Annotated in this window: 21 protein-coding genes; 6 read left to right on the plus strand and 15 right to left on the minus strand. The window is 63.5% G+C overall.

Going from position 1 to position 24,921, the window contains the following annotated elements; translation table 11 throughout:
- Positions 1–3: 3 nt before the first annotated feature.
- Entirely contained in the window at positions 4–1,182 is a 1,179-nt protein-coding gene (locus QCE62_RS23665) for an alpha/beta fold hydrolase (protein WP_309923773.1), read from the plus strand.
- 16 nt (positions 1,183–1,198) lie between these two features.
- On the opposite strand, the gene QCE62_RS23670 is transcribed toward QCE62_RS23665, so the two are convergent.
- Positions 1,199–2,104 carry a phytanoyl-CoA dioxygenase family protein gene (locus QCE62_RS23670; RefSeq protein WP_309923775.1) on the minus strand — a complete coding sequence of 302 codons (906 nt, stop codon included), beginning with the start codon at positions 2,102–2,104 and terminating at the stop codon, positions 1,199–1,201.
- A gap of 698 nt (positions 2,105–2,802) precedes the next feature.
- On the opposite strand from QCE62_RS23670, the gene QCE62_RS23675 reads away from it, so the two are divergent.
- A complete protein-coding gene (locus QCE62_RS23675) occupies positions 2,803–4,023 on the plus strand; it encodes an acyltransferase (RefSeq protein ID WP_309923777.1) in 1,221 nt (406 codons plus the stop codon).
- On the opposite strand, the gene QCE62_RS23680 is transcribed toward QCE62_RS23675, so the two are convergent.
- The gene (locus QCE62_RS23680; RefSeq protein ID WP_309923779.1) at positions 3,984–5,348 is read right to left on the minus strand and encodes an MATE family efflux transporter; all 1,365 of its coding nucleotides are present in this window, start codon (positions 5,346–5,348) and stop codon (positions 3,984–3,986) included. The two genes, QCE62_RS23675 and QCE62_RS23680, sit on opposite strands and share 40 nt — an antisense overlap.
- Before the next feature lie 336 nt (positions 5,349–5,684).
- Positions 5,685–7,058, minus strand: a complete 1,374-nt coding sequence (locus QCE62_RS23685) for a sigma 54-interacting transcriptional regulator (RefSeq protein WP_309923783.1) — start codon at positions 7,056–7,058, stop codon at positions 5,685–5,687.
- A 449-nt stretch (positions 7,059–7,507) separates the two neighbouring features.
- Between QCE62_RS23685 and QCE62_RS23690 the strand changes: the two genes are divergently transcribed.
- Positions 7,508–8,371: a response regulator gene (locus QCE62_RS23690; RefSeq protein ID WP_409017905.1), complete on the plus strand. Its 864-nt coding sequence runs from the start codon at positions 7,508–7,510 to the stop codon at positions 8,369–8,371.
- Here the strand turns inward: QCE62_RS23690 and QCE62_RS23695 are convergent.
- The gene (locus tag QCE62_RS23695) at positions 8,329–9,333 is read right to left on the minus strand and encodes a diguanylate cyclase domain-containing protein (RefSeq protein ID WP_309923788.1); all 1,005 of its coding nucleotides are present in this window, start codon (positions 9,331–9,333) and stop codon (positions 8,329–8,331) included. The genes QCE62_RS23690 and QCE62_RS23695 overlap by 43 nt on opposite strands.
- A gap of 1 nt (position 9,334) precedes the next feature.
- On the minus strand, positions 9,335–13,303 hold the full coding sequence (locus QCE62_RS23700; protein WP_309923789.1) for a response regulator: 3,969 nt from the start codon (positions 13,301–13,303) through the stop codon (positions 9,335–9,337).
- 480 nt (positions 13,304–13,783) lie between these two features.
- Here QCE62_RS23700 and QCE62_RS23705 point away from each other — a divergent pair, with 480 nt between their 5' ends.
- Both QCE62_RS23705 and QCE62_RS23710 read left to right on the plus strand, forming a co-directional pair.
- Positions 13,784–13,960 (plus strand): DUF3563 family protein, encoded by a 177-nt coding sequence (locus QCE62_RS23705; protein WP_309923793.1) that lies wholly within the window; start codon positions 13,784–13,786, stop codon positions 13,958–13,960.
- 25 nt (positions 13,961–13,985) lie between these two features.
- Complete coding sequence (locus QCE62_RS23710; protein ID WP_309923796.1) at positions 13,986–14,813, plus strand: alpha/beta hydrolase; 828 nt, start codon at positions 13,986–13,988, stop codon at positions 14,811–14,813.
- Here the strand turns inward: QCE62_RS23710 and QCE62_RS23715 are convergent.
- From QCE62_RS23715 to QCE62_RS23725, 3 genes are all read right to left on the minus strand, one after another.
- Positions 14,802–15,449 (minus strand): VC0807 family protein, encoded by a 648-nt coding sequence (locus tag QCE62_RS23715; protein ID WP_309923799.1) that lies wholly within the window; start codon positions 15,447–15,449, stop codon positions 14,802–14,804. The two genes, QCE62_RS23710 and QCE62_RS23715, sit on opposite strands and share 12 nt — an antisense overlap.
- A 137-nt stretch (positions 15,450–15,586) precedes the next feature.
- Positions 15,587–15,916, minus strand: coding sequence for a hypothetical protein (locus QCE62_RS23720; RefSeq protein WP_309923801.1), 330 nt, complete (start codon positions 15,914–15,916; stop codon positions 15,587–15,589).
- Between the two features lie 150 nt (positions 15,917–16,066).
- Positions 16,067–16,957, minus strand: coding sequence for a LysR substrate-binding domain-containing protein (locus QCE62_RS23725; RefSeq protein ID WP_309923803.1), 891 nt, complete (start codon positions 16,955–16,957; stop codon positions 16,067–16,069).
- An 82-nt stretch (positions 16,958–17,039) separates the two neighbouring features.
- On the opposite strand from QCE62_RS23725, the gene QCE62_RS23730 reads away from it, so the two are divergent.
- Positions 17,040–17,807: a sulfite exporter TauE/SafE family protein gene (locus QCE62_RS23730; RefSeq protein ID WP_309923806.1), complete on the plus strand. Its 768-nt coding sequence runs from the start codon at positions 17,040–17,042 to the stop codon at positions 17,805–17,807.
- Between the two features lie 177 nt (positions 17,808–17,984).
- Here QCE62_RS23730 and QCE62_RS23735 read toward each other — a convergent pair whose 3' ends face one another.
- The 7 genes from QCE62_RS23735 to QCE62_RS23765 all read right to left on the minus strand — a co-directional run bounded on the left by QCE62_RS23735 (position 17,985) and on the right by QCE62_RS23765 (position 24,918).
- The gene (locus tag QCE62_RS23735) at positions 17,985–18,428 is read right to left on the minus strand and encodes a hypothetical protein (RefSeq protein ID WP_309923808.1); all 444 of its coding nucleotides are present in this window, start codon (positions 18,426–18,428) and stop codon (positions 17,985–17,987) included.
- A 284-nt stretch (positions 18,429–18,712) separates the two neighbouring features.
- A complete protein-coding gene (locus QCE62_RS23740; RefSeq protein WP_008347993.1) occupies positions 18,713–18,916 on the minus strand; it encodes a cold-shock protein in 204 nt (67 codons plus the stop codon).
- A gap of 324 nt (positions 18,917–19,240) precedes the next feature.
- The gene (locus QCE62_RS23745; protein ID WP_309923810.1) at positions 19,241–20,512 is read right to left on the minus strand and encodes an ABC transporter permease; all 1,272 of its coding nucleotides are present in this window, start codon (positions 20,510–20,512) and stop codon (positions 19,241–19,243) included.
- 33 nt (positions 20,513–20,545) lie between these two features.
- Positions 20,546–22,063: a sugar ABC transporter ATP-binding protein gene (locus tag QCE62_RS23750; RefSeq protein ID WP_309923811.1), complete on the minus strand. Its 1,518-nt coding sequence runs from the start codon at positions 22,061–22,063 to the stop codon at positions 20,546–20,548.
- A gap of 17 nt (positions 22,064–22,080) precedes the next feature.
- Positions 22,081–23,055, minus strand: a complete 975-nt coding sequence (locus QCE62_RS23755; RefSeq protein WP_309923812.1) for a substrate-binding domain-containing protein — start codon at positions 23,053–23,055, stop codon at positions 22,081–22,083.
- A 75-nt stretch (positions 23,056–23,130) separates the two neighbouring features.
- Complete coding sequence (locus tag QCE62_RS23760) at positions 23,131–24,240, minus strand: LacI family DNA-binding transcriptional regulator (RefSeq protein WP_309923813.1); 1,110 nt, start codon at positions 24,238–24,240, stop codon at positions 23,131–23,133.
- Between the two features lie 96 nt (positions 24,241–24,336).
- Positions 24,337–24,918, minus strand: a complete 582-nt coding sequence (locus tag QCE62_RS23765) for a DUF1349 domain-containing protein (protein ID WP_309923815.1) — start codon at positions 24,916–24,918, stop codon at positions 24,337–24,339.
- Positions 24,919–24,921 lie beyond the last annotated feature (3 nt).

Here is a 24,921-nt window from a genome sequence, read left to right on the forward strand (position 1 = left end):
GAAATGAGCGACCCGTTGATCGATCTTCCTCTCCCCGAAGGCATTCGCGCGCGCAATGTCGACAACGGCAATGGCCTGTCGATGCATGTTCTCGAAGCCGGATTCGATGCGCCGGACCGGCCGTGCATCGTCCTCTTGCATGGCTTTCCCGAACTGGCGTATAGCTGGCGCAAGATCATGCTGCCGTTGGCCGCGGCGGGTTATCACGTCATCGCGCCGGACCAGCGAGGTTATGGCCGGACCACGGGCGCCGACACTTCCTTCGATGCCGATCTCACCCCATTCGGTTTTCCGAATCTCGTGAGCGATGTGCTGGGACTGGTCTCGGCGCTGGGCTATCGCCGGGTGGCGGCGGTGGCCGGCCATGATTTCGGCTCGCCCGTGGCGGCATGGTGCGGCGTGATACGGCCGGATGTATTCGCGTCGGTCGTCATGATGAGCGCGCCGTTTGCCGGACCGCCCGCATTCGCTTTCGATACCGCGCAGGACGATCCATCGCGCGCGCGCATCGACGTGACGGCCGCCTTGATGAAGGACGCTGTCGACGGGCTCGCGTTGCTCGATCCGCCGCGCAAGCACTATCAATGGTATTACTCGGGTCCGCAGGCGGACCAGGACATGCGGCATGCGCCGCGAGGGCTCGCCGCGTTCCTGCGTGCCTATTTCCATGTGAAGAGCGCGGACTGGGCGGGCAACCGGCCGCATGCGCTCGATGGCGTCACAGCGGACCAGCTCGCCTTGCTGCCGACCTACTACGTGATGAACGCGGACGCCACCATGCCCGCGACGGTTGCCGAACATGAGCCGAGCGAAGAGCAGGCCGCTTCATGCGCGTGGCTCACGAACAGCGATCTGGAGATCTATGCGAGCGAATATGCGCGCACCGGTTTTCAAGGCGGCTTGAACTGGTATCGCTGCGGTACGGATGCGCATCGGGCAGCCGCGTTGCGGACCTGGTCGGGCGCGACCATCGACGTGCCGGCGTGTTTCATCGCGGGGAGCAGCGACTGGGGCATGTATCAGCGTCCCGGCGACTTCGATGCGATGCGCCTGCTGACGTGCCGGAATTTCCGCGCCGCGCATCTGATTGAAGGGGCGGGACATTGGGTGCAACAGGAACAGCCGGCCACCGTGGCCAGCCGTATCCTGCGTTTCCTGAGGCAAGACGCGCCCGCGTTCTAGCAGGCGTGTCCTTGCATCACTTGGCCGGCGTGCGGCCCTTCTTGATGAGACGCGCGACGCGATGTGCACCGAGCCGCCATTCGTACGGATTGGTGTAGTCGAACTCCTTGACCTTGCGATACAGGTAAGGCCAAAAGGAGCCTTGAGCGCGCCGTGATTCATGTACGCGCTGGTCGCGCGACAGTTTCCGGTTGTCGTTCCAGGGGAAGCTGCGCACTTCGCTCGATGCCCGCCGCGGCAGGCCGAACACCAGCGAGTAAGCGTAGCGCGGCGCATTGGACGGATTGGGGCCGGCAAAGTGCAGCGTGCGCCCGCCATGGATCGTGCAATCGCCGAGCTGCAACGGGCAGATCACCGCTTCATTGACTTCGAAACCCGACGTGCATTCGAGCCCGTGCGTGGTGGGATCTCCGCCGATCGGCCCATGCGGCAAGACCGGGCCCAGATGCGATCCGGGAATGAACTGCATGCAGCCATTCTCGAGCGACACCGGTTGTAGCGGGAACCAGAAGTTCACTTCACGATGTTCGATACGCGGGTCGGTGAAGGCCTCGTCCTGATGCCAGGGCGTGACGGCTTCGGTATGCGGCGGCTTGTGGAAAAAGCTGTCGCTGACGAAGCGCGCCTTGGGTCCGAGCAACTGCATCGCCACGCGCTGCGCGCGCCGTGCCAGGTCCATTTCGAGCAGGCTGCGCTCGAAATGCGAAGGGTGATGCAACTGGGCGAGCTTCGGCTTTTCCGGCCCTTCACCTTCAGGGTAGAAGTCGAAGAGCAAGCCTTCGTTGAATCCCGCCTTTTCGCGCAGCAGGCGGTCACCCACACTGCGCAAGGTCTTGAGTTCCGCGTGCGTCGCGACGTTTTCCAGACGGAGAAAGCCGTCCTTCCAGAAGCTCCCGCACTGCGATTGGGATAGCGTTGTCATCTCCCTTGTCGCCCCGCTCAAAAGATTCCTCTGCCGGTTTATAAAATCCGGTCAGTGGAACAGCACACAAATTAACGCACTGTTCGGTATCGCACAGTACGCCACCCTGGCCCCCTAAAACCCGGCATAAAAACTGCCGCTTTATTCTTCAACTTTTTTCAACGCGACAGAGGACGAAAAGCTGTAACGGACAGCTTTCAGCGGTGTCGGTAGGTATTGCCTGAAGCGTAAGACGGATACAAAAAAATTTCCGGTTTGCATCTGTTTCGTCAAGAAATCGGAAAGCTTTGCGTGCGATTGCACTAACTTCAGCAACAGTCTAACGAGAAAAGCCTACGAATAGCTTTCAAAACAGTGCCCGCTGAAATGTCGTTTGGTTGGCTAATGCACCAACGGATACTACTTTGTCGGATATTGCCGGACGACACGGCGGCATTTAACTAGAGTCTTCGTTAATTGAGCCGTCACGCATTCTTTTATTGCACGAAAAAATACGGAAAGAAGCTTTCAATTTATTAACTCATAGCATGCCGCATCGCAAAGCCAGAAGTTGTATCCATACGTGTATCAAGTTTCATCGTGTAAGAGTCTCCGGAATTGCGCTGATTTGTAGGAACTACGGCCTGTGCACCCGTGTCCACGGGCCTCGCGGCCTGTCAAGTTTTTGGAGGTCGGAACGAACCGCGAGGAGAGGAGTGATGGAGAAAGGACGTGTTGCCGCGCTCGACGCAGGACGGGCGCTCGCGATCGTCGGGGTGGTCGGCGTACACCTGTCGTTTCAGTTTCCCAATTTGCCCGGAACCGTAGCATTGATCGCGCGCATGGGGCAGTACGGCGTGCAACTGTTCTTCGTGATCAGCGCGATCACGATCTTCATGACGCTCGAAGTGGATCACGCGCGCTGCGCGGATGCGCGCCACGTCACGCTGCGCTTCTATATCAAGCGCTTCTTCCGCATCGCGCCGCTGTATTACGCGGCCATCGCCGTCTATGGGCTCATCAGCTACGGCGCGACGCGATCAGGCATCGAACGCGCGTGGATACTCGGCGCGCACGGCCCGATGGACGTCCTTCTCAATCTGGTATTCCTGCATGCGCTCTCGCCGACGGCCATCAATAACGTGGTGCCGGGAGGCTGGTCGATCGGCGTCGAAATGCTGTTCTACATGATCGCGCCGCTGCTGTTCTTCGTCGCCGTGGATCGCACGCGCCTGATGCTCGCCACGGTCGTCTTGCTGGCGATATCGCTCGGCGTGATGTCGATGAGCGAATGCCATGGGACGCTCGAGTGCAATGTCGCCAACAATACCTTCGGCTATTTCTGGCCACCGGTGCAAGGACCGTGCTTCATCGTCGGCATGTGGGCATGGTATGCGTTCCGCTCGCATCTGCTCGGCGCGTCCACGGTCACCCGGCGCGTGTGCCTGTTTTACTTTGCGCTCGCGATAATGTTTGCGCTGGTAACGGGCGCGCTTGGCGTCTGGTTCGACAAGGCGCACGCACTGGCGCCCATCGCGGCGGCGTGCAGCGCGGTGGCGTTCCTGCTGTTCGCGTGCTCGCAGCAGGCGCGCAAGCATCACGGCATGCCGCGCGCCGCCTCTCGCATGCGTTTCACGGGACTGCGGCGTTGCGCCGCCGCGCTGGGACGCGAAAGCTATGGCATTTATCTGTGGCACTTCATCTGCGTGTACCTCACCTTCCATTTCTTCGATCGCGTCTTCGGGCAGAAGAACGGCGAGACGTCCATCGCGCTGTTCGGCGCGACGCTGGTCGGCGTGCTGGCTGTGTCGTATGCGCTGTCGCGCGCGTCGGACCGGCTGATCCAGGGACGCGCGACGCGGTTGTCCCGACGCCTTCTGGCAAGCGTCGACCGGCGTTTTCACCTGACGCGCGAAGCCCGGGCATCGGCGTTGAGATAGCCCATGAAAGAAACCTGCCGCCCTCCCAGCCGAAACAACGCGATACTCGCCACCAGCGTGACAGCTTCGGTGAGCGCGACGGTCATCCAGATTCCGGGCGGGCCGAGCCATGCGGTCAACAGCCATGACATCGCCAGCAACAGCAGCCAGCTGCGCATGAGCGCCACGAGCATCGATGCGAGCGGCGCCTCGATGGCCGTCAGATAGCCGCTGATCGCCACGTTGATCGCGGCGGGCACAAATGCCAGCGCGCACCACGGCAAGGCCTGATGCAACAGCGCTTGCGCCGCGGCGTCGCCGGGCACGAAGAGGTCGCCGAGCGGCTGTGCAAACGCAAGGCAGGCGAGAGCGGCAAGCAGCGCGAAGCCGGTAGTGGTAACGAGCCCGGTGGTCAACGCGCGTGAAACGGCGTGCGCATTGCCCGCGCCGCGCTGGAAGCTCACGATCGGCTGCATGCTTTGCACCAGCGCGACCATCGTGACCGAGGCAATCATCGTCACATACTCGACGACTGCGAACGCGACCAGCCCGGTATCACCGAGCGCCCGCAATACCGCGTGATTGAAGGCGAAGATCGTGACGCTCGGCGCGATCTCGCCCAAGAATTCCGACACGCCGTTATAGGCCATGCGCCACGCATGTCCGGGCGCTGCGAAAGCGCGCGCGACAGGGCGCAAGCGACGCGCGCGGACGACGTGAAAGGCGAACATCGGCACGCACGCCAATGCCTGACTGAGTCCTGCCGCCCATGCCGCGCCGCGCATGCCCCATTGCAGATGACCGACCATCCACCAGGTCAGTGCGACATCGGCAATGCCGCTCGCGAACAGGCAGGCAAGGCCGAACTTTGCGGCGCCTTCTATACGCAGGAAGAGTTCGAGTGCATAGCACGCGGTTGGAAACAGCACGAAGGGCGCGTAGGCACGGAGGAATTGCGTCGCAAGCATGGCGAGATCGCCGCGCGCGCCGGTCAAGTGCACGAAGGTATCGGCATGGATGAGAATCGCCAGCGTGAAACCCGCGCCGCACGCGCCGAGCAGCCATAGCGCCTGCGTGAAGGCTTCGGCTGCTTCGCGTTCGCGCTGCTCGCCAAGCAGTCGCGCAACGAGCGTCGAACCGCCCACGCCGATCATCACACTGAATGCATAAGGCAAATAGAGCAGGGGAACCAGCAGGTTCAGCGCGGCAAGCGCATCGGCGCCGATGTAACGTCCGATGAAAATGCCGCTGATGACCGAATGCATGCAATAAACCCATGCAGCGAGCACCGTGGGAATGGCGAGATCAGTGAACTGCCAAAACAGGGAATCGCTTGACGAATGCATGACGACAAAACCGTGCGTGACTCGCGGGGTAGGTCAACCGGAGCACGCGACGTTTCGATCATGCGCGGCGAGGCAATGACATGGCACGGCGGACGCAGGCCGAAGCCGTTCAGGCGACAGGACTGCGCAACGCATTCTGGCGGCGCGAGATCACGCCAGCGGGCTCAACAGCAATGGGACATGCGCGGGTGGCATCTTGCATGCCGAATAATGAATGCAACTTGCATCGATGACGATGCAGGCATTCGAGCGCAGCGCGGGAGAAGAGGTTCCTGAAAACATGCGTAACCGAATCATGATTCGCATGCAGTATTCAAACGGCAAATGATGTGAAAGTCAGCTCCCCGACGCTTCCATCGGCCGGTCGGATTTGACCCGCAAGCCATACGCCGTCAGCATGCGATACAGCGTGACGCGCGAGATGCCCAGTTCGTCGGCTGCTTCGCCCAGACGTCCCCGATGGCGCAGCAAGGCGACTTCGATCGCCTGCCGCTCGGCGGCTTCGCGCGCCTGTGCGAGCGTCATTGGCGCGGCCTCCGCATACTCGCCGAGTTCGAGGTCGCTTGCCAGAATCTGACGTCCTTCCGACATGACGATGGCGCGGCGCACGCGATTGATCAGCTCGCGCACATTGCCGGGCCAGCCGTAGTTATGCAGCGCCGCGATCGCGCACGGCGAGAAGCCACGCAGACGGCGGCTCGCATCCTTGCGAAAGCGTTCGAGCATGTGGTTCGCCAGCAGTTCGATGTCCTTGCCGCGCACGCGCAACGGCGGCTCGTCGATCTGCAGCACGCACAGACGGTGATACAGGTCCGCACGAAACCGTCCTTCGATCATTGCGGCCTGCATGTCGACGTGCGTGGCCGAGATGATGCGCACGTCGACGTCCGTCGAGTCCTGTCCGCCGAGACGTTCGATCTTGCGTTCCTGCAGGAAGCGCAGCAGGCTCGCCTGGCTTTCGAGCGGCAAGTCGCCGATTTCATCAAGGAAGAGCGTGCCGCCGTCAGCCGCTTCCACCCGGCCGATCTTGCGTTGGTTCGCACCGGTGAACGCGCCGCGTTCATAGCCGAAGAGTTCGGATTGCAGCAAGTGAGGCGGAATGGCGCCGCAGTTGATCGCCACAAAAGGCTGTTCGCGGCGCACGGAACGCTCGTGGATGGCCACGGCCGTGAGTTCCTTTCCGGTGCCGGATTCGCCGGAGATGAACACGGGCGCGTCGGTCATCGCCACTTTGCGGACCGAGCGATACAAGGCCAGCATGGCGTCGCACGAGCCCACCATGCCGCCTTCCACGCAGTCGTCCTTGCGGGTGTCGCGGGACGCATTGTCGTGCAGCGACACCATGCCGTACGCGTGCCCCACTGCATCGACCAGACGGTCCGCCGCGGAGGGCACGGTCACGTAGTCGAAACAGAAGTCGCGGATGAGGCGGCAGATTTCCGGGCTGTCGACGTAATCGGCATCGACAGTCGCAACCCAGCCCACCTGATAAGTGGCGAGCATTTCGCTCAGGAGCGCGGGTTCGCTGGCGAAGCCGCGCCGGGTCAGATCGACGATGCCCGCCGCCGCCCGCTTGCCCTGCTTCGAGGATTTCGCAGGCTTGGCCGGATCGATGCGTTCGATGGTCCAGCCGCGTGCATGCAGCCGTTCGGAGAGTTCTTCCGATACCGTGCGGCCCGCGAAATAGAGTGTTCTGGTTTCCCCGTGCATGGCTGTTGTTCCCGTTCTTATATATGCAGAAGCAAGTATGCATTGGAATGCATCGTGACGACACGTCTCGCAAACGATAAGCGGAATTTGAATGTTTGCATTGGTCGGCGGATATCGATTAGCAAATGCAAGGCATTTATTGCTTTACGTTCGTTCGAAACCGGCAAGCCTTGCAGCGATTGGCTGCCGCCACGGCGAAGATATGTCGCCGCCGGCGCCGGTCGCGCATTGCCGTGCAGTGCTTGAATGAATAAAATTTGGCGGATCATGAAATATCAGATAATTCTCGGGTAGATGCGATTTGCGTTTGCAGCGTGCGCAAGTCGAGCGTAAAGTTCATCAATGTTTATCGTCTGACGAATTTCCCGCGAAACATGGACACAGCCGAAAACTCCCCTTCTGTTTCTGTATTTCAGCCGCGTTTGCTTCTCGTGGACGACGACCCGGCGATGATTCGCATCATCGGCGAGATGCTCGCGGAATGCCCCGATCAACGCTTCGCCACCACCGGCGAGGCCGCACTTGCCCTGGCGCGCGAATCCACGCCGGACCTGATCCTGCTGGATGCCAATCTGCCGACCATGACCGGCTTCGACGTCTGCGAGATCCTCAAGCATGACGCGAAGCTGTCGCGCGTGCCCGTGATCTTCGTCACGAGTCACGATGCACCGGCGCTCGAAGTCGATGCCTTCAACATGGGTGCCTCCGATTACGTCATCAAACCGCTGGTCGCCGCGCGTCTGCAGGCACGTGTGCGCGCGCAATTGCGTCTGACGGACCGCGCGCTGCACATGCGGGCCCGCTCGCATGACGCGGATGCGCAGGCATCGGCATCGGCGGGGACCGGCGTGCGGCTGCTCGGCATCCTCGGCAACGATACGGCGCTGGCGCAACGTGACGCGCTCGAGGCGCTCGGTGCGCTGGATGTCGTCACGGATCGCGAGGCCGCGCTGAATCTCATCGCGCGCGACGAGCCGGACGCCATCGTGCTCGATTCCCGTTGCAGCAACGCACCCGGCGAAACGCAAGCGCTCGAACAGACCGTCCGCGCCTTGCTCGCGCCGAATCCGCTTGTGCCGCTCATCGTGCTCGCCGATGCCTGCGACGCCGAAACCGAACGCCGCATCCTCGATGCAGGCGCGGCCGATGTCATCGCGAAACCCGCCAAGCCCGCCGTGCTGCAAGCGCGCGTGCGTGCGGCGCTCGCTTCCACCCGCCGGGCGCGTGAGGCGCTGCGAGCGGCGCTGGAGGCATCGGCGGGTGCGAATGTTCATCCGTTCCCCGTGTACGTGCGTGACCCGCGCGGCATGTGATCTTCGTTCGTCGCCGCTCGCATTGCTTGCGGCGCTACTGCGAAGCGCGCGCGTCCTGCGCGTTTCGCCTCATAGAGCGCATCGTCGGCGGCCTTGAGCAGCATGTCGGGCGTGCTGCCGCGTGCCGGCCGCACGGACGCCACGCCGACCGAAATCGTCACGCGCGTTTCCACCTCCGATGACACATGGCCGATGTCGAGCGCGCGCACGCCATCGACGATGCGTTGAGCAATGCATTGCGCGCCCGCGAGATCGGTCTTCGGCAACAGGCAGGCGAACTCCTCGCCGCCATAACGCGCAAGCTTGTCGTACGGGCGGCGCAGCGCATCCGCCAAGGCCTTTGCAATGGCCTTGAGACAGGCGTCGCCGGCCAGATGTCCGTAGTGGTCGTTGAAGCGCTTGAAGCAATCCACATCCACCATCAGCAGGGCCAGCGAAGTTTCTTCGCGCGCGCACTGGCGCCAGTCCGCGTGCAGGTCCTCATCGAACTTGCGGCGGTTGGACACGCCCGTGAGTCCGTCGAGCAAAGCACTGGCGCGCAGCAGGTCGCCCTGGAATTTGATTGTCAGATGCGTGCGCACGCGCGCTTTCGTGACGACCGGATTGATCGGCTTGCTGATGAAGTCCACGGCCCCCAGTTCGAGCGCCTTGACTTCATCGTCGGCGCGGTCCTGCGACGTGATGAAGATGACGGGCACGTCGCGCGTGAGCGGATCGGCCTTCAGGCGGCGGCAGACTTCGTGTCCGTCGAGATCATCCATTACGACATCGAGCAGGATCAGGTCCGGCGCTTCGGTACGGCATACCTGGAGCGCCTGCTCGCCGCTGGTTGCCATGAAGATATCGCACACATCGTGCAGCAACTCGTAGAGCACGCGGATGTTGAGCGGCTCGTCGTCGGCGATCAGAAGCTTGGGACGCCGGTTCACATGCAGCAGCCAGGTTTGCAGAAGCGCTTCCATGTCAGACCGGCTCCAGCATGTCGCGCGCGATCTTCGACGCACGCGCGAAGTCGAGCGCCCTGACGCGCGCGAGGAAATGCTCGAAGTCGTCGCGCTGCCCGCTGGGCGCAAGCGCCGACAGGTTCTCCGAGAGCGCGATGGCCTGCAGGTTCGATGCATCGAGCAGGTTCACGATAGTCGTGAGGCGCTCGCGCCAGTCTTGCTCATCGAGCGGATCTGGCTGTGCGGGAGCCTGTGACGGCGGGGTCGCGTGCGCGAATGCGTGCGTGAGTTGATCGACACTCGATGCGAGCAGTTGCTGCATGCGTGGCAGCCCGGCGCGGATGGAAGCAAGCGCGCGGTCGTCGTCATCGCGATGGAGCAGATCGCTTTCGAACTGGCTCGCAAGCTGCGCGAGCGCGCTGGCGCCCACTGTCCCCGCACTGCCCTTGATGGCGTGCAGCACCGAGGCGGCGCCGTTTGCGTCGTGATCGGCGAGCCGTCCGGCCAAACGGGCCAGTTGCGCTTCGGCTTGCGAGCCGAAGTCGCCGGCCACCTGATGGATCAGATCCAGATTGCCGCCGAAACGCGCGATGATCGAGCCGCGTGCCTCGATCGTCGTCAATGCTGCGCCCGGTTCGCTTGCCGTTTCAACCTGTGCCCGCGAGCGCAACACGGCAACGAGCCGCTCCACGTCGATCGGCTTGCCGACGTGATCGTTCATGCCCGCTTGCAGGCAACGCTCGCGATCCGCGCCGGATGCATTGGCGGTCATTGCGATGATCGGCAGCGCGGCGAAGCGGCTGTCGGCGCGAATCAGCCGCGTGGCTTCCAGGCCGTCGAGATCGGGCATCTGCACGTCCATCAACACGGCGTCGAAGTGCATGTCGCTCGCGCACACGCGCTCGACGCCTTGGCGTCCGCCTTCCGCCAGCGTCACGTGCGCACCCTCGGCGTGCAGCAGGCCTTCGGCGACCTGACGGTTGAGCGCGTTATCCTCGACGACCAGCAGCGTCATGCCCGCGAGACGCCGCGCGCCGGCGGCATCGCCAAGCGCTGGCGTATGGGACGACCGTGTGCCGCCCGGTCCCGGCAGTGCCGCGCGAATCGCGTTGACGAGCTGCTTCGGCGTGACGGGCTTCGTGAGGAACCCGGCGAAAGGCGCGCTGCCTTGCTCCTGCGATTCACGCAAGGTCTCGCGGCCGAACGCCGTCACGAGCAGCACCAGCGGCGCTGGAGCGCGGCCCTTCATCGTGCCGATGAGCCTGGCGGCGTTCAGCCCGTCGAGGCCCGGCATGCGCCAGTCCAGCAGTGCGATGTCATAGGGCGCGGGTCCGCGCGCGGCCTCGCCGATGCGCTCGACTGCCTCGATGCCGCTCGTGACCACGTCGGCCTGCCAGCCCAGCGCGCGCACCGTACGCGAGAGGATCTCGCGCGCGATCGCGTTGTCGTCGGCGATCAGGATACGTGCGCCATGTTCGAGGACCGGACTCTCATCAGGCACTGCTACGGGAGCGCGTTCGATACCCAGCGTGATGTCGAACCAGAAGCGGCTGCCTTCGCCGACACGGCTTTCCACTTCGATCCTGCCACCCATCATGCCGACAAGGCGCTTGCAGATGACGAGCCCAAGTCCCGAGCCGCCATAGCGCCGCGAGGTCGAGGCCTCCGCTTGCGTGAAGCCTTCGAAGATGCGTTCCAGTTGCTCTGCGCTGATGCCGATGCCGCTGTCGCTCACCGAGATGCGCACGCGCGCCGTTTCGCCGGCCGCATCGCGCGAGCTGTCGAGAAGCTGCATGCCGACGACGATCTCGCCGCTCGACGTGAACTTGAGCGCGTTGCCCGCGAGATTGATGAGCACCTGTTGCAGCCGGAAGCCGTCGCCGACCAGCACGCCGGGCACGGCCGGGTCGAGATCGAACAGCACTTCGACATCTTTCGCGCCCTGATTACCCGAAAGCACGACGCCCAGTTCCTCCAGCAGTTTCTCGGGCTCGAACGGATGAATGTCCAGTTGCAGCTTGCCTGCTTCGATCTTCGAATAATCGAGGATGTCGTTGAGCAGGTTCAGCAGCGACCGCGCCGCCATTTCTGCCTTGCCGATGTAGTCCTGCTGCCTCAGATTGAGCGCGGTGGACTGCACCAGATGCAGCATGCCGAGGACTGCGTTCATCGGCGTGCGAATTTCGTGACTCATGTTCGCGAGGAACGAGGACTTCGCCGCGCTGGCGGCATCCGCCTGTTCCTTCGCGTTGCGCAGATGGAACTCGAGTTCGTACTGGTCGGTGATGTCGTAATTCACGCCCGTCATGCTCAGGGGCTTGCCGTGCGCATCGCGTTGCACCCGCAGGCCACTCTGGATGCGGCGCGTGGTGCCGTCGGGCAGGACGATGCGGAACGGCGGCAGGGCATCGGCACTGCCCGCGGCCACGGCGCGCAGGCCGGTATCGACGCCCTCGACATCCTCGGCATGAATGCGGCGGCGCCAATGTTCGTAATGCAGGCCGTTGTCCAGCAGTTGCGGCGGGTACTGGTAGATCTCGAACATGCGCGCATTCCAGTGCAGCTTGTCGGTGGCGAGATCCCACGACCAGATGCCCAGTTCGGCGATGTCGGCGGCGAGGAGCAACTGGTCGCGCGCATCGGCGAGTTCGCCGCGTTCCTTCTTCTGCCGCGAGATATCGGTAATCACAGATACAAAATGCAAAGCACCATCAAGGCGCATGGCCCCGGTGGAGACATGCGCCGGGAACGAAGTGCCGTCCTTGCGCAATCCGGACAGCTCGCATTCGGCCGTTGCGACGCCTGACTCGCCCTTGAATTGCATTATGTATTCGTTATACGCGTCGAGATGCGGCGGCGGCACGAGCATGCGGATGTTCTGCCCGATGATCTCGCTCGCTGCGTAGCCGAACACCCGCTCGCCGGCGGAATTGAAGGAGCGGATCGCGCCGCGCTCGTCCACGGTAATGATCGGGTTGATCGCCGTGTCGAGCACAGTGCGCGTGGTCGCGAGGCTGCGGGCCAGTTCCTGCTCGACGCGCGTGCGTGCGTTGATCTGGCGCACGAGGCTCGAGCCGAAGAGGGCCAGCACCAGTGCCAGCATCCCGGTGATGGCGGCATGCCAGAGCGTGTCGCGCCACCACGGCGCGATGATCTCGTCACGCGACAGCGCCGCCGCGACGAACAGCGGATAGTCCGGCAACTCGCGGAAACTGTTGAGGCGCGTGATGTGGTCCTGCGACGAGTTGATCGTGAAAACACCCGAGCGGCCTTGTTCGAGGTGCGCGCGGAACAATGTCGTGTCGATCACGTTCTTGCCGACGAAGCGGTCCTCGAATGGGCGGCGTACGACCATCGCGCCGGAGTTCAGCACGAGCACAGCGGCGCCGTCCTCGCCAAGGTCCAGGCTTTCGTAGAAGCTCGAGAAGAAGGTGACGTTGATGGTCGCCAGCGCGACGCCCGCGAAGCTGCCATCGGGCGCGTCGATGCGGCGTGAAACCGGCACGATCCATTTTCCGGTCGAGCGGCTCTGCACCGGCACGCCGATATGCGTTCCCTGATCCGTGTGTGTGCGGTGGTATTCGAAATACTCGCGGTCGGAGTTGTTGAAGCGTTGATCCAGCACCGGCTGCGAGTTGACGATCCAGGTGCCGTTCTTGTCGTAGATGAACAGGCCGTTCAACTGCGGCAACTGCTCGACCCGCGAGACGAGCGAGCGATGCAGGCGCGCCAGCGCCTCCGGGCCAGTCCCGTCTTCCTCGACGCGTTCCACCATGCCGAGCAGCGTGACATCGGCTTGCCTGAAGGTGTCGTTGGCGTGTTGGGCCATTGCGCGCGCGAGGTTGGACGTGGCGGTGGTCATCTCGTCGAGCTGGGCGCGACGGGCGGCGAGACTGCGCCATACGTCGGTGCCGATCAGCAGCACGCAGACTGCGACGATGAACACCGTCATCCTGGAGGTGAGCGAATGACGACCGGGGCTGGGCAAGCCGTTTATCTCCGAGTGAGCGTGGCAAGGGGCAGGCCGGGGCGCAAGGACCTAAGGCTGCCGTATCTTATCGCGCCATTCGCAGGTGGCCGGCTGTCGCGCCGGCCGAGGCTTTGCGCGGCTGTTCAGGCTGTTTACGGCACCCGTGTGGGACAGCTTGATCCCTTATTTCGGGAATTTTCCCCGAACATTCGCAGTTTGAATGGGTGTAAGACACAGCGCGCACGGCCTTGGACGTGTTGGCTACGTGCTGACTTTCAGGTTTGAAAGCGTTGGCCGAGGTCCGACACGGTTCCGTGGCAGCGCGCGCCAAAGCCTTACTGGACAAGCATTTCGCGAAACTGGCACGGCCGGTGCATTGCTATCCCGACACCCGCCGCCTCAGCGACTTCCTGATCGAACCAAGCATCAGTGAACCAAAGAATGAATCGCTCTGCCGGCATTGAAACGCATGACCTGCTGCCGAAAGTGGAGCGAACCATGTTGGGAATCCTGATCGACGTGTCCAGGGAAATTCTTTTGCCCCATCTGATCTGCTGGGTCCGCGTGCTGCTCAACCGCGCCGAACACGGCCGGCGCGATGCCTGGCTGGAGTCGTGCGCCGACATCGGCGAACTCGAACGGCGCATGCGCGCATGCGATCAGACGGACGCCTGACCTCATCATCCATCCGCCCTCCACCATGTCGACGACTTCGAAGAACGATAAAGCCGCTGTTTCCGTGATCGCCCTGCATTGCTCCGGCTCGGGCGCAAACCAGTGGCGGCCCTTGCGCGAGACGCTTGCCTCAATGAGTCCTCGGCACGCGTTCTTCGCGCCTGAGCACTACGGCTGCGACGGCGTCGGTCCGTGGGGCGGCGAGCGTGCCTTCACACTGGCCGACGAAGCGGCCCGCACGGTCGATATCATCGATCGTCATCCGGGCCAGGTTCATCTGGTCGGTCATTCGTATGGCGGCGGCGTGGCGTTGCGCGCGGCGCTCGAACGCCCGCGCGACGTGGCAAGCATCACGCTGTACGAGCCCTCCGCCTTCAACTTGCTGAAGGGCATGGGCGCGGACGGCGCGCGCGAGTTCGCCGAGATCCTTGCGATCGCCTCGCGCACGGCGGAGGGCGTCGTGGCCGGCGACCTGCGCGGCGCCGCCACTGCTTTTGTCGATTACTGGGGCGGAGAGGGCGCGTTCTCGGCGTTGCGGCCTTCGGTGCAGTCAATGCTCACGCGCTGGGTGCCGAAGGCGCCGCTCGACTTTTGCGCGCTGATCCACGAACCGACACTGCCCAGCGCCTACGCGAAGCTGCGCATTCCCACCCTCGTGATGCGCGGCGAACATGCGCCCCCGCCGACGCGGCTCATCGCGGAGATCCTCAGCACGCTGATGCCTGTCGCGCAACTCATGACCGTGCCGGATGCCGGGCACATGGGGCCGCTCACGCATGCGGACAAGGTCAACGAAGCGATCGCGCGTCATATCGCGCAGTGTGGCGAAGCGCTCGAAAGCCTAGCCGAGTAGACCGTCGCGGGAAGGACCGCTCTCACCTTGGCGTTCGATGAGTCTCGCGCGAAACCAGAAGGTCCACGCCAGCAGGCCGCCGTACATCGCGTAGCTCACGACAGGCGACACGACCAGATAGCGTTCCACCGGCCAGGTCCACGCGAACCAGAAGCGCAAGGCGGTTTCGGCCGTCAGCCCGATGCCCCAGACGAGCGTCATGAGTCGCAGCGAACTGCGCAGGCCGGCGCTTTCATTCCAATAGGCTTCGAAGCGCTCGGCGCCGTTTTCCTGTTCGCGCGTGACAGTGGCGCGCGCCAGATAAAAGATCAATGGGCGGTCGAACAGGAGCGAGATGAGGAAGACGATGCCGGTGGCGCCCGCGGCGAGCGATTCGCGCACGAGCAGGATGCGGGGACTGCCGCCCAGTGCGAGCAGCACGATGGACAGCGCGATGCCGAACAGGACCAGTGCGGAGAGCGCGTCGACGCGCCTCGTGCGTGCGAACTCGGCGAGACTCCAGACGAGCGGTGGTGCAGCCGATGCATATAGCGCCCCGACATCGCCCCAATGCGGCAGCGCGAGCCGGTAAGCGAGCCACGGCAGCAGAAGATTGGCAACGAGTTCGAGCAGCAGGCCGGGCTTGATCTTTTTCATGAGCTCGCGGAAGGGAATCGCGCGGTGCGCGAGAACATCTTGACCTTGAGCCCAGTATAAAAGATCAGCCGTGCTGGAATAGGGGAGATTGGCCGCCCGCGGCGTGGGCGGCCTTTTTTAAAGCCCGGAGCGAAGTCTTACTTTCTGCCCGCCGCGGCGGCGCCATTCGCACTGTTTGCGCCATTCATGCCATTGGCCGTGCCCGCATTGGCGGCATTCGGGTTGTAGGTCGAGTTGTTGTTATAGCCGGGATTCGTCGTATTGCTGTTGGCGTTGTTCGAATACGCGTTGTTGTTCGAGCGCAGTGGCTTGGGCTGCAGCGTCTGGTTGATGATCCCCATCTGCCCCATCTTCTTCGCGGCCTGGCTGTCGGCATTGGCCGCCGATGCAAAGCACAACCCGGCCGCGCCGGCGATCAGCGCGATGTGCATGGCGCGTCGCGGCGCGCGCGTGGAAACTTTCTTCATGACCGCCTCCTGTTTGGCGCTTGTCGTGTGAGCAAGCATATGAACGCGCTAAAGCGCGTGGCAAGCACTTAAGCATATAGGGTCGTGCAAGCCGAATGCCCAGTACAGAAAGGGTTTTGCCTAGGGGATTCATCGGATGTGAGGCACGCTTCAAGCGTGTTGGGCCGCTTCCTTGAGCGCCTCGGCGAGCAGGCGTGCGTGCGGTGTGAGCGCGTCGAAGTCGCGCGCGCACAGGTGCAGGCGGCGCGTGGCCCAAGGCTCCGAGAGCGGCACGATGGCGAGCTCCGGCCGTTCGAGCATGCGCGCCGATGCCTCCGACAGGATCACGAGCCCGATGCCCGCCGCCGCGAGCATGCCGACATTGTCGACGCTGCGCATGCGGATGCGATAGTTGATCTGCCGCCCGATACGCGAGGCGCGCTCGGCCAGATGCATTTCAAGCGCGGCATCGGAGAGTCCGACGAACGCTTCTCCGACGATCTCCGCAAACGCCACCGCGCGTTCACCCGCGATGCGATGCGACCGGTGCGCCACGACGACCAGTTGATCCTGCGCGATCAGATGCGTCTGGAGCATGCCGAGATCCGTGGTATCGGAGACGACGCCGAGATCGGCGCGACCCTCGGCGATGATCTGCACGATGTCGACGCTCGGACGTTCATCGAGGTCGATGGAGAGATCGGGGTAATCGGCGAGGAAGCGTGCAAGCCGTGGCGGCAGCAGCGTGGCGAGCGCGGCGGTGTTCGAGAGCAGCTTGATGCGGCCTTTGAGGCCGGTGGCGAAGGAGCGCAACTCGCCGCGCATCTGCTCGACCTGACCGAGGATGGCGCGTGCGTGGCGCGCGAACGCTTCGCCGGCGGCGGTTGCCTGCACCCCGCGCCGGTTGCGCTCCAACAGCGGCGCACCGAGCGCCGCCTCCATGCCCGCGATGCGTTCGCTCGCGGAAGCCAGCGCGAGGTGCATGGCCTGCGCGCCCGCCGTGATGCTGCCGCGCTCGATGACGGTCAGGAACAGGCGCATGTCGGTGAGGTCGAAACGCATGACGCATGCTTCGGCGGAACCGAAGTCTCACATTGGAAATGCCAGATTGTAAGCGTGCAGTCCTGCCGATAGCATCTGTCGCATGCAATCCATTCTTCTCGTCAGCGGCGCAGGTTTTCTCGCGGGGGCCATGAACGCACTGGCCGGCGGGGGCTCGTTTGTCAGCCTGCCCGCGATGTTCGCCGCCGGCTTGCCACCGGTTCAGGCGAACGCTTCGAGCACCGTTGCATTGTTTCCCGGCGGCGTCGTGAGTGCCTGGGCGTATCGCGACGGGCTCGGGCCAGTCGGCTCGGTGCCTATCCGCTGGATGCTGGTCGTGACGTTGATCGGCGGCTTCGCAGGGGCGGCGCTGCTGCTCTCCACGTCGTCGAAGACCTTCTCCTTCGTGTTGCCCTGGTTGCTGCTGTGCGCAAGCATCACGCTTGCCTTCGGGCGCAGGCTCGGCCAAACCTTGCGGCGCCGCTGGCGTATCGGCGCGCCTGCCGTGCTGTCCATTCAATTCGTGCTTGGCGTGTATGGCGGCTACTTTGGCGGCGCGGTCGGCATCATGATGATGGCCGTCTGGGGACTGCTCGATGCACGCGATCTGAAGAGCCTCAATGCGCCGCGCACGCTGCTGGTGAGCGCGGCCAATTCGGTTGCGGTGCTCACCTTCGCGGCCGCGCACGCCGTTCGCTGGCCCGAAACCATCGCCATGCTGCTCGCGGCGATGCTCGGCGGCTACGGCGGCGCACAGCTCGGCCGGCGCGCGCCGCCGCAACTGATCCGGGCGGGCACCTTGCTCGTCAGCGCCGACATCACGATCGCGTTCTTCGTGAAGACCTACGCGCCGACGCTGTTCCACCGATAAATCCTGTCCCGATGCACGGAGGCGATCATGATTCCCGCGCTGCTTGAAACCATCGGTGTGCTGTCCCTGCTGGCAAGCGTGCTGGCGAAGATCGCCTGGCTCTGCGATGACCCTCCGCGTGATGCGAAAGTCCCACATGCTGTGCGTTTCCCGCAAAGAGCACGCGAGGTCCGACGCTCAATGCGAGCCGGGAGCCAGGCCAGGAAGGCCGAGCGCGCTGCGCGCCGCATCGTAATCGCGGATGAAGCGCGGATCGTCGTCCATTTCACGCGTCATCCAGCGCGTGAGGTCGTCGCGGCAGGCAGGATCGGCGATATCAGCGAAGCATGGCGAGTTCGCCGACATCATGCTCGCGGCCCAGTAGAAACCGAATAGCGCCTGCTTCTCGGCGGGGTCCATCGTGATCGCGTGAGGATCCTTGCCGGAGAACCAGCGATCGAGCTTCGCTGCAAGCGCTGCCTCGGTCTCATGGCTGTCGTAGGAGAACACATAGCCGCCGCCAGCCTGAGCCGTATGGAAATCGTTGAGCACGACAGCGGAAGCAAAGCGCGCGGCGCGCGTGTTCAGGGCGAATGACTGTGCATGGGCGTCGCAAGCGGCAAACCACAAGGCGAAGAGCAATGCATTTGTTTTTTGCCGTACGCCTGCACGGCATTTTTTCCGATCGCTTGCCTGAATCACGGTATATGAAAGAAAGAATTTCGCCTAAGCGCGGGGCGGCCAAGCTAAAAATCATATTAATTCTACGGAATTCCGCCGCGTGCCGTGCGAAACGGAAACCTGGCACATTGCATGAGGCAAGTCCGCACGAGCCCGGAACACAAGGCCGGCATTTCAATTCCTGGGTTACCAATGCAAAACGGCCCTTGCGGGCCGTTTCGTGCCTGAAGGCTGAACCGCCTGACTTACAGCGGCTGGATCGTCGAAGCTTGCTTGCCCTTGGGGCCTTGCTTGACTTCGAAGCTCACCTTCTGGTTCTCCTGGAGCGACTTGAAACCCTTGGATTGGATTTCGGAGAAATGTGCAAACAGGTCTTCGCCACCGTCATCCGGCGTAATGAAGCCAAAACCCTTTGCATCGTTGAACCACTTAACAGTACCCGTTGCCATTTGTCCAAACCCTTTTGAGACGTATTCGGTTGAAGATGCGCTCTGAAATTTCGAGCGGCAGAGAGTTTTACCACGCCAGAACGCGAACTTCAAATAAGCGTTTCTGCTAAGAGACGTGACATTACATCGTCATACTCGCTGCAGCCAGTCTTGTCCGCCCGAATGTTTAGTTCGGAGACGCTATGTTCGGACTTTAATCAGGGGCGTGGATATGATTATCCATGACTTTCAGCCAGCCAAAAACAAATAAACATCATGCAGAGCACAGGTTATCCCTTTGGACACGGCCGTAGTCCCGCTCTGGAACCGGGTGCCGAAGGGGGCTCATCCTCCGCGCCCGGTGAAGCGCTTTAGCAGCCCGCGCTTGCCGATGTCAGTCTGCTGCAGGAATACCGCAATCACGATGATGAGCCCCTTGAGCACCAGTTGCGTGTTGCTGTCGATATCGTTGAGCAGGAGGATATTGCTCAAGAAGCCGAATATCAGCACGCCCGCGACCGTGCCCGACACACGTCCGACCCCGCCCGCGAGACTCGTGCCGCCGATCACCACGGCGGCAATGGCGTCCAGTTCCCAGCCCATGCCCGCATCGGCCTTGCCTTGCCGGTATTGCGCTGCGTAGAGCACGCCGACCAGCGCGGACAGCAGCCCCGAAAGCGCATACGCGGCCGTCTTGTGACGCGCGACGGAAAGCCCCGAGATCAGCGCGCACTTCTCGTTTCCGCCGATGGCGTACAGGTACTTGCCGAACACCGTACGGTTCATCACGAAGCCAACCACGACCGCGATCGCCAGGAAGAACAGCGCGGGCACCGGCACCACGTTGAAGAGCAGGGCGCGCAAGGCCTCGATGTCCGTGGTGGCGTTGGTGCCGCTGTAGATCGAATAGACCGCCGTGTCCTGGCCGGCAATCAGGCGTGCCGCGCCGAGCACGCCGACCATTGCGGCCAGTGTGACGATGAAGGGCTGCATGCGTCCGCGGGTGATGATCCAGCCGTTGAGCGCGCCGACCGTGAAGCCCGCGAGCGGCACGATGCCCATGACCGCGAGAAGCGGCATGCGATGCGCGCCATGCAACGCGATGCCGGCGCAGGCCAGCAACGCCGGGACGAGCGCGATGCCTGCCTGCGGCAGCACGCTCGCGGGCCGTCGCGCGGTCTTCAGGTTTCTTGTATTCAAAATGCCGCGTGCGATGCCGGACACGGTGAAGACGATGACGAACACCGCTATCGCCACCAGCACGAGGGATGCGTGGGTCGCGCGATTCCAGCCGTCGGTGGTGAGCAGCATGGCGGTGAGCACGCTGCCGAGGCCCATGATCGCGCCCACCGAGAGATCGATGCCCGCCGTGATGATGACAAGCGTCATGCCGATGGAGATCACGCCGACGTTCGCCACCTGACGGAACACGTCCGAGATATTGGCGCTCGACAGGAAGATGTTGGCGCCGTCGGCGGCATGCGGCGACGTAAGTGCGCCGACCACCAGCAACACGATGAGCCCCAGGTAGTACTTGAGCGTCGTGAGGAAGGTGCTCAGATGTCGCTGGCGGGCGCTGGCCGCGGGCTCGGCGAGTTGATCCTGCGCATGCAGCATGATGAATGCCTCCGTGTCTTCGCCCGGCTTGATTCAGGGCGATGCCATCCTGATGAGCACGTCGCCTGAAAACTGCTCGCGTTTCAGCACGCCGCGCGCGCGTCCTTCACACATCACGAGGATGCGGTCGCACAGCAACATCAGCTCGTCGATCTCCGAGCTCGCGACGATCACCGTCACGCCGCCGCGCGCGGCCGCCAGCACTTGCCGGTAGATCTCGGCCTTGGCGGCCACGTCCACGCCGCGCGTCGGTTCATCGAGCAGCAGGATGCGCGGCCGGGTCATCAGCCACTTGCCGATGATGAGCTTCTGCTGGTTGCCGCCCGATAACGTGCTGGCGACCTGCGCGAGACTGCGATGCTTGACGTTCGACGCGCGCGCCTGCGATGCGGCCCATGCATGCATGCGTGCGCGCCGATACAGCGGAAAGCCTGGCGCGCGCGATAGCGAGGGCAACAGCAGATTCGCTTCGAGCGAGTGATCGAGCACGAGGCCGTCTTTCTTGCGGTCCTCCGTGACAAACGCGAGTCCGGCGGCGGCCGCGCGATCCGGCGAGTCGATCGCGCGCGGCTGGCCGGCAATGCGAATCTCGCCGGTGCGCCGATAAGGCGACACACCGAAGATCGCTTCGAGTATCTCGGTCTTGCCCGCACCGAGCAGTCCCGAGATGCCGAAGACCTCGCCCTGCTGCACGGCGAACGAGACCTCGGCCACCGGCGCGCGTGCTGCGCCGCCAAGCGTGAGATCGCGCACTTCGACCGCAAGCGGGCGCGCCTGAGGCGCTTCAGCTTCAGTGCGCTCGGGCGGCGCGAAGTCCTTTCCGATCATCATCGAAACGAGCGCCTGGGAGGACTCCACATGCCGCATCGGCAGCGTTGCGATGCGCCGCCCATCGCGCAACACGGTCACGCGGTCCGCGACCGCGAAGACTTCGCTCAGGCGATGACTGATCAGCACGATACCCATGCCGCGCTCCCGCAACGCGCGGGTCAGGCCGAGCAGCGCGCGCGTTTCCGTGTCCGAAAGAGCGGAGGTGGGTTCGTCCATGATGAGGACGCGCGCGTCGGCGAGCAGCGCCTTGGCGATCTCCACGAGTTGCTTCTCGCCGACGCGCAGCGTGCCGACGAGCGTCTCCGGCGCAAGGCGAAAGCCCAGTTGCGTGAGCACGTTCATGGCGGCGGCGCGCATCGCGCGGCGGTCGGGGAAGCCCATGCGCGTGCGCATCTCCTTGCCGAGGAAGATGTTATCAACGGCGGACAGCGTATCGACGAGATTCAACTCCTGATGAATGGTCGCGATGCCGGCGCGCGCGGCGTCGTTGACGCTCGACATGCGCGTGGCCTCGCCGCGCACACGGATGCTGCCTGAATCGGGCGCATACAGGCCGCCCAGTATCTTCATCAGGCTCGACTTGCCCGCGCCGTTCTCGCCGACGAGCGCATGAATCTCGCCCGCGGCGATGTCGAAGTCGACGCCCGCGAGCGCGGGACTGCCGTTGAACGATATCGACAGGCCCGCGGCCTCGACGAGCGGCGCAGTGACGGTTGCCATGACGCGTGTCCGCTCGTTCAGTGGCTCGCGATGTACTGCTTGGCGTTATCGGCGAAGATGCCCTGGGTCGGCAGCGTTACTTTCTTCGGCACCTTGTCGCCGTGCAGGACCTTGAGTGACTCGCGGATGCCTTCGGCGCCCGGCGTGGGATACATGAAAGTGCCGGCGAGCAGACCCTGTTCGACCCACGTCGCGCCTTCCTGCGGCAGGCCGTCGATGCCCACGAACTTGATGCTCTTCTCGCGGCCCGCATCCTTCGCGGCGAGATAGGCGCCATAGGCCATCGGATCATTGTGCGCGTAGACCACGTCGATCTTCGGCTGCACCCGCAGGACGGTCTTCATGTAGTCATAGGCCTTGTCCTGCTTCCAGTCGCAATCCACCCGTTCGCCCACGCGCTTGACGCCTTTCTCCTTGGCGAGCGCCTTGTCTGCGCCGTCGTGACGGTCGTGAGCGGGCTGTGCGCCGAAGCCGCCCCAGATCTCGACGAGACTGCCTTGCGCCTTGCCCGGCCCACCCATCAGCTTGACGATGAAGTTGCCCGCTTCCTCGCCGATCTGCACGTTGTCGCCGCCGATGAACTGCGTGAACTGCTCGCCGTTCACTTCGCGGTCGAGCACGAACACGGGAATGCCTGCCTTGAAGGCCTTTTCCACGACGCCGGTGAGCCCGGCCGACTCCTTCGGCGAGATGAAGATGGCATCCATCTTCTGCGCGATGAAGTTCTCCATGTCGGCGTTCTGCTTGTCAGTGCGATCGCCTGCGTCGGCGATGATGAGCTCGACCTCAGGATGCTTCGCGGCCTCGGCCTTCATGTCCTTGTTGAACTGCACGCGCCAGGGTTCGACGGTCGTGACCTGCGAGAACCCGAAGCGATATTTCTTTTGCTGTGCGAACGCGGGCTGCGAGGTGAGCGCCGCGAGCGATCCCACTGTCCCGGCCAGCGGCACGGCGATGAGACTCGCGGTGATGATGCGTCGTTTGCTGTCCATTGCGTCTCTCCTGATGGGTTGGCCAGCTTGTGCGTGGTTTTTTAACGCCGAAAAATAAAACGTTATAGTGCGCCGCTAATGATCGGCGAGCGTCGCCCGCCTGCGGCCGCGCCCGGCGTTCTGGTGCGCCGGCTGGGTCTCCGCGCTGTCTTCCTTCTCCGTTGATCTGCGAGGCGGCGCGGTGCTCTCCCGCACGCGCAAGTCCGCCCGCATGCGCAAATGCACCGGCTCCGCGGCTTCGCCCTGCAACTGCTTGTGCAGCAGTTGCCAGATCGCTCCGCCCACCGCTTCAACCGGCTGATGAATCGAGCTGATACGGGGATGCAGCACGGACATCCATGGCGCGTCGTCGAACGAGAGCAGCGAGATATCCTCAGGCAGGCGCAGCTCGGCGTCGCGGATGGCACGCAGCGCGCCGAGCGTCGCCACGTTCGCGCCCGTGAACAACGCAGTGGGGCGCTCGCGTTCCGCCAGCAGGCCGAGCGTGACCGTATGGCTCTCGGTATCGGTCATGCCGCAGACGACGATGCGCGCATGACGCGTGAGGCCCGCGCGCTTCATCGCCGCGAGATAGCCGTCCGCGCGCTCGCGGCTGTTGACCAGATCGAGCGCGTTGACGATGAACGTAATGCGCTTGTGGCCGAGCGCGATCAGATGTTCGGTGCCGTCGCGGGCGGCGCGCCGGCTGTCGGTGGTGACGGTGTTGGCGGGGAAGCTGTCGTCCACGCGGTCGGCCATGACGAGCGGGACATCGCATTCACGCAGCTCGTCGATCGCGTGGGCATAGCCGTGGCAGGGAATGATGATCATGCCGGCCACTTGCCGTGACAGCACGAAGCGGATGCGCTCCGCCTCGCGCTCGGGATCTTCCTGCGCATGCGCGAGCAACAGGCGATAGCCGCTCGCCAGCGCGTGGTCCTCGACAACACACAATAGTTCGATGAAGAACGAGTTGGTGAGGTCCGGCACGACGAAGCCGATGGACGTCGAGCGGTTGCTGCGCAGTTCCGCCGCCAGGCTGTTGCGCCGGTAGCCAAGCTGGCGGGCCGCCTCCCAGACCTGCTGGCGGCGCGCGTCGCTGACGCCGTCGGCGCCCGCCATGACCTTCGACGCGGTGCCGAGCGAAACGCCGGCCGCGTTGGCGACATCCTTGAGCGTGCTGGTGATCTTCTTTCTTGAGTCCAAGGCGCGTTGACCGTCCGTATTCTGAAACGTTTCAGAATAGTAGAAAGTGTCGTGCGAAGGCGCAAATGAGTGTTTTTACCGAGCCGGCCGCAGGGTCTATATCGCGACGTCGTGCAGACCCTTGACGACGGGCGGTCCTACTTTGAAGTCCGAGAACCGGACCTCGAGACCGCCGCGCTCGGGCGTGCAACACATGGGTCCGACGTGCCACCCCGAGCCCGAGTGTGCTGGAAAGGGCGCGAGACGCATCAGGATCCAGTGCTTCTCGTCCGCGCTGCATTGCACCTTCAGCACGTTCTCCAGCACCGTGATGCGCAAGCGGAAGCGGTTTGCGTCGGCACGCGCGCCGAGCGACCAGTCGGAGAGACCGTCGGTCAGGACCGTGCTGAAGGTGAGGGCGCCGTCGTTGTACTCGGCGCCCGCCTTGACCCAGCGCTCGGCGCTTGCGCGCACCATGAGGCCCGCCTGGTCATAGAGCGCGGAAAACGCGCCTTCGACCGTTACTTCAGCGGTAAAGTCGCCTTCGACGGTTGCGCCGAACACATGGCCGTTGTCGCGTACGAAGCCGTAATGCGTCTTGCGCCAGAAATCGGTGCTGGCGTCGGTGGTGACATGGAGCGTATCGCCGTCGAGCTTCCATTGCGCGGGCTCGTTGATCCATTGGCACTGGTCGAACATGGC

The sequence above is a fragment of the Caballeronia sp. LZ033 genome, from assembly GCF_031451265.1.
GTDB lineage: Bacteria > Pseudomonadota > Gammaproteobacteria > Burkholderiales > Burkholderiaceae > Caballeronia.

Excerpts from the sequence above, each read along its gene's own strand:
- QCE62_RS23750 (WP_309923811.1), bottom strand. The coding sequence starts at position 22,063 with ATGGCAACCGTCACTGCGCCGCTCGTCGAGGCCGCGGGCCTGTCGATA.
- QCE62_RS23705 (WP_309923793.1), top strand. The coding sequence starts at position 13,784 with ATGTTGGGAATCCTGATCGACGTGTCCAGGGAAATTCTTTTGCCCCAT.
- QCE62_RS23715 (WP_309923799.1), bottom strand. The coding sequence starts at position 15,449 with ATGAAAAAGATCAAGCCCGGCCTGCTGCTCGAACTCGTTGCCAATCTT.
- QCE62_RS23695 (WP_309923788.1), bottom strand. The coding sequence starts at position 9,333 with ATGGAAGCGCTTCTGCAAACCTGGCTGCTGCATGTGAACCGGCGTCCC.
- QCE62_RS23675 (WP_309923777.1), top strand. The coding sequence starts at position 2,803 with ATGGAGAAAGGACGTGTTGCCGCGCTCGACGCAGGACGGGCGCTCGCG.
- QCE62_RS23730 (WP_309923806.1), top strand. The coding sequence starts at position 17,040 with ATGCAATCCATTCTTCTCGTCAGCGGCGCAGGTTTTCTCGCGGGGGCC.
- QCE62_RS23740 (WP_008347993.1), bottom strand. The coding sequence starts at position 18,916 with ATGGCAACGGGTACTGTTAAGTGGTTCAACGATGCAAAGGGTTTTGGC.
- QCE62_RS23670 (WP_309923775.1), bottom strand. The coding sequence starts at position 2,104 with ATGACAACGCTATCCCAATCGCAGTGCGGGAGCTTCTGGAAGGACGGC.
- QCE62_RS23765 (WP_309923815.1), bottom strand. The coding sequence starts at position 24,918 with ATGTTCGACCAGTGCCAATGGATCAACGAGCCCGCGCAATGGAAGCTC.
- QCE62_RS23685 (WP_309923783.1), bottom strand. The coding sequence starts at position 7,058 with ATGCACGGGGAAACCAGAACACTCTATTTCGCGGGCCGCACGGTATCG.
- QCE62_RS23680 (WP_309923779.1), bottom strand. The coding sequence starts at position 5,348 with ATGCATTCGTCAAGCGATTCCCTGTTTTGGCAGTTCACTGATCTCGCC.
- QCE62_RS23745 (WP_309923810.1), bottom strand. The coding sequence starts at position 20,512 with ATGCTGCATGCGCAGGATCAACTCGCCGAGCCCGCGGCCAGCGCCCGC.
- QCE62_RS23665 (WP_309923773.1), top strand. The coding sequence starts at position 4 with ATGAGCGACCCGTTGATCGATCTTCCTCTCCCCGAAGGCATTCGCGCG.
- QCE62_RS23725 (WP_309923803.1), bottom strand. The coding sequence starts at position 16,957 with ATGCGTTTCGACCTCACCGACATGCGCCTGTTCCTGACCGTCATCGAG.
- QCE62_RS23755 (WP_309923812.1), bottom strand. The coding sequence starts at position 23,055 with ATGGACAGCAAACGACGCATCATCACCGCGAGTCTCATCGCCGTGCCG.
- QCE62_RS23720 (WP_309923801.1), bottom strand. The coding sequence starts at position 15,916 with ATGAAGAAAGTTTCCACGCGCGCGCCGCGACGCGCCATGCACATCGCG.
- QCE62_RS23710 (WP_309923796.1), top strand. The coding sequence starts at position 13,986 with ATGTCGACGACTTCGAAGAACGATAAAGCCGCTGTTTCCGTGATCGCC.
- QCE62_RS23690 (WP_409017905.1), top strand. The coding sequence starts at position 7,508 with ATGATTCGCATCATCGGCGAGATGCTCGCGGAATGCCCCGATCAACGC.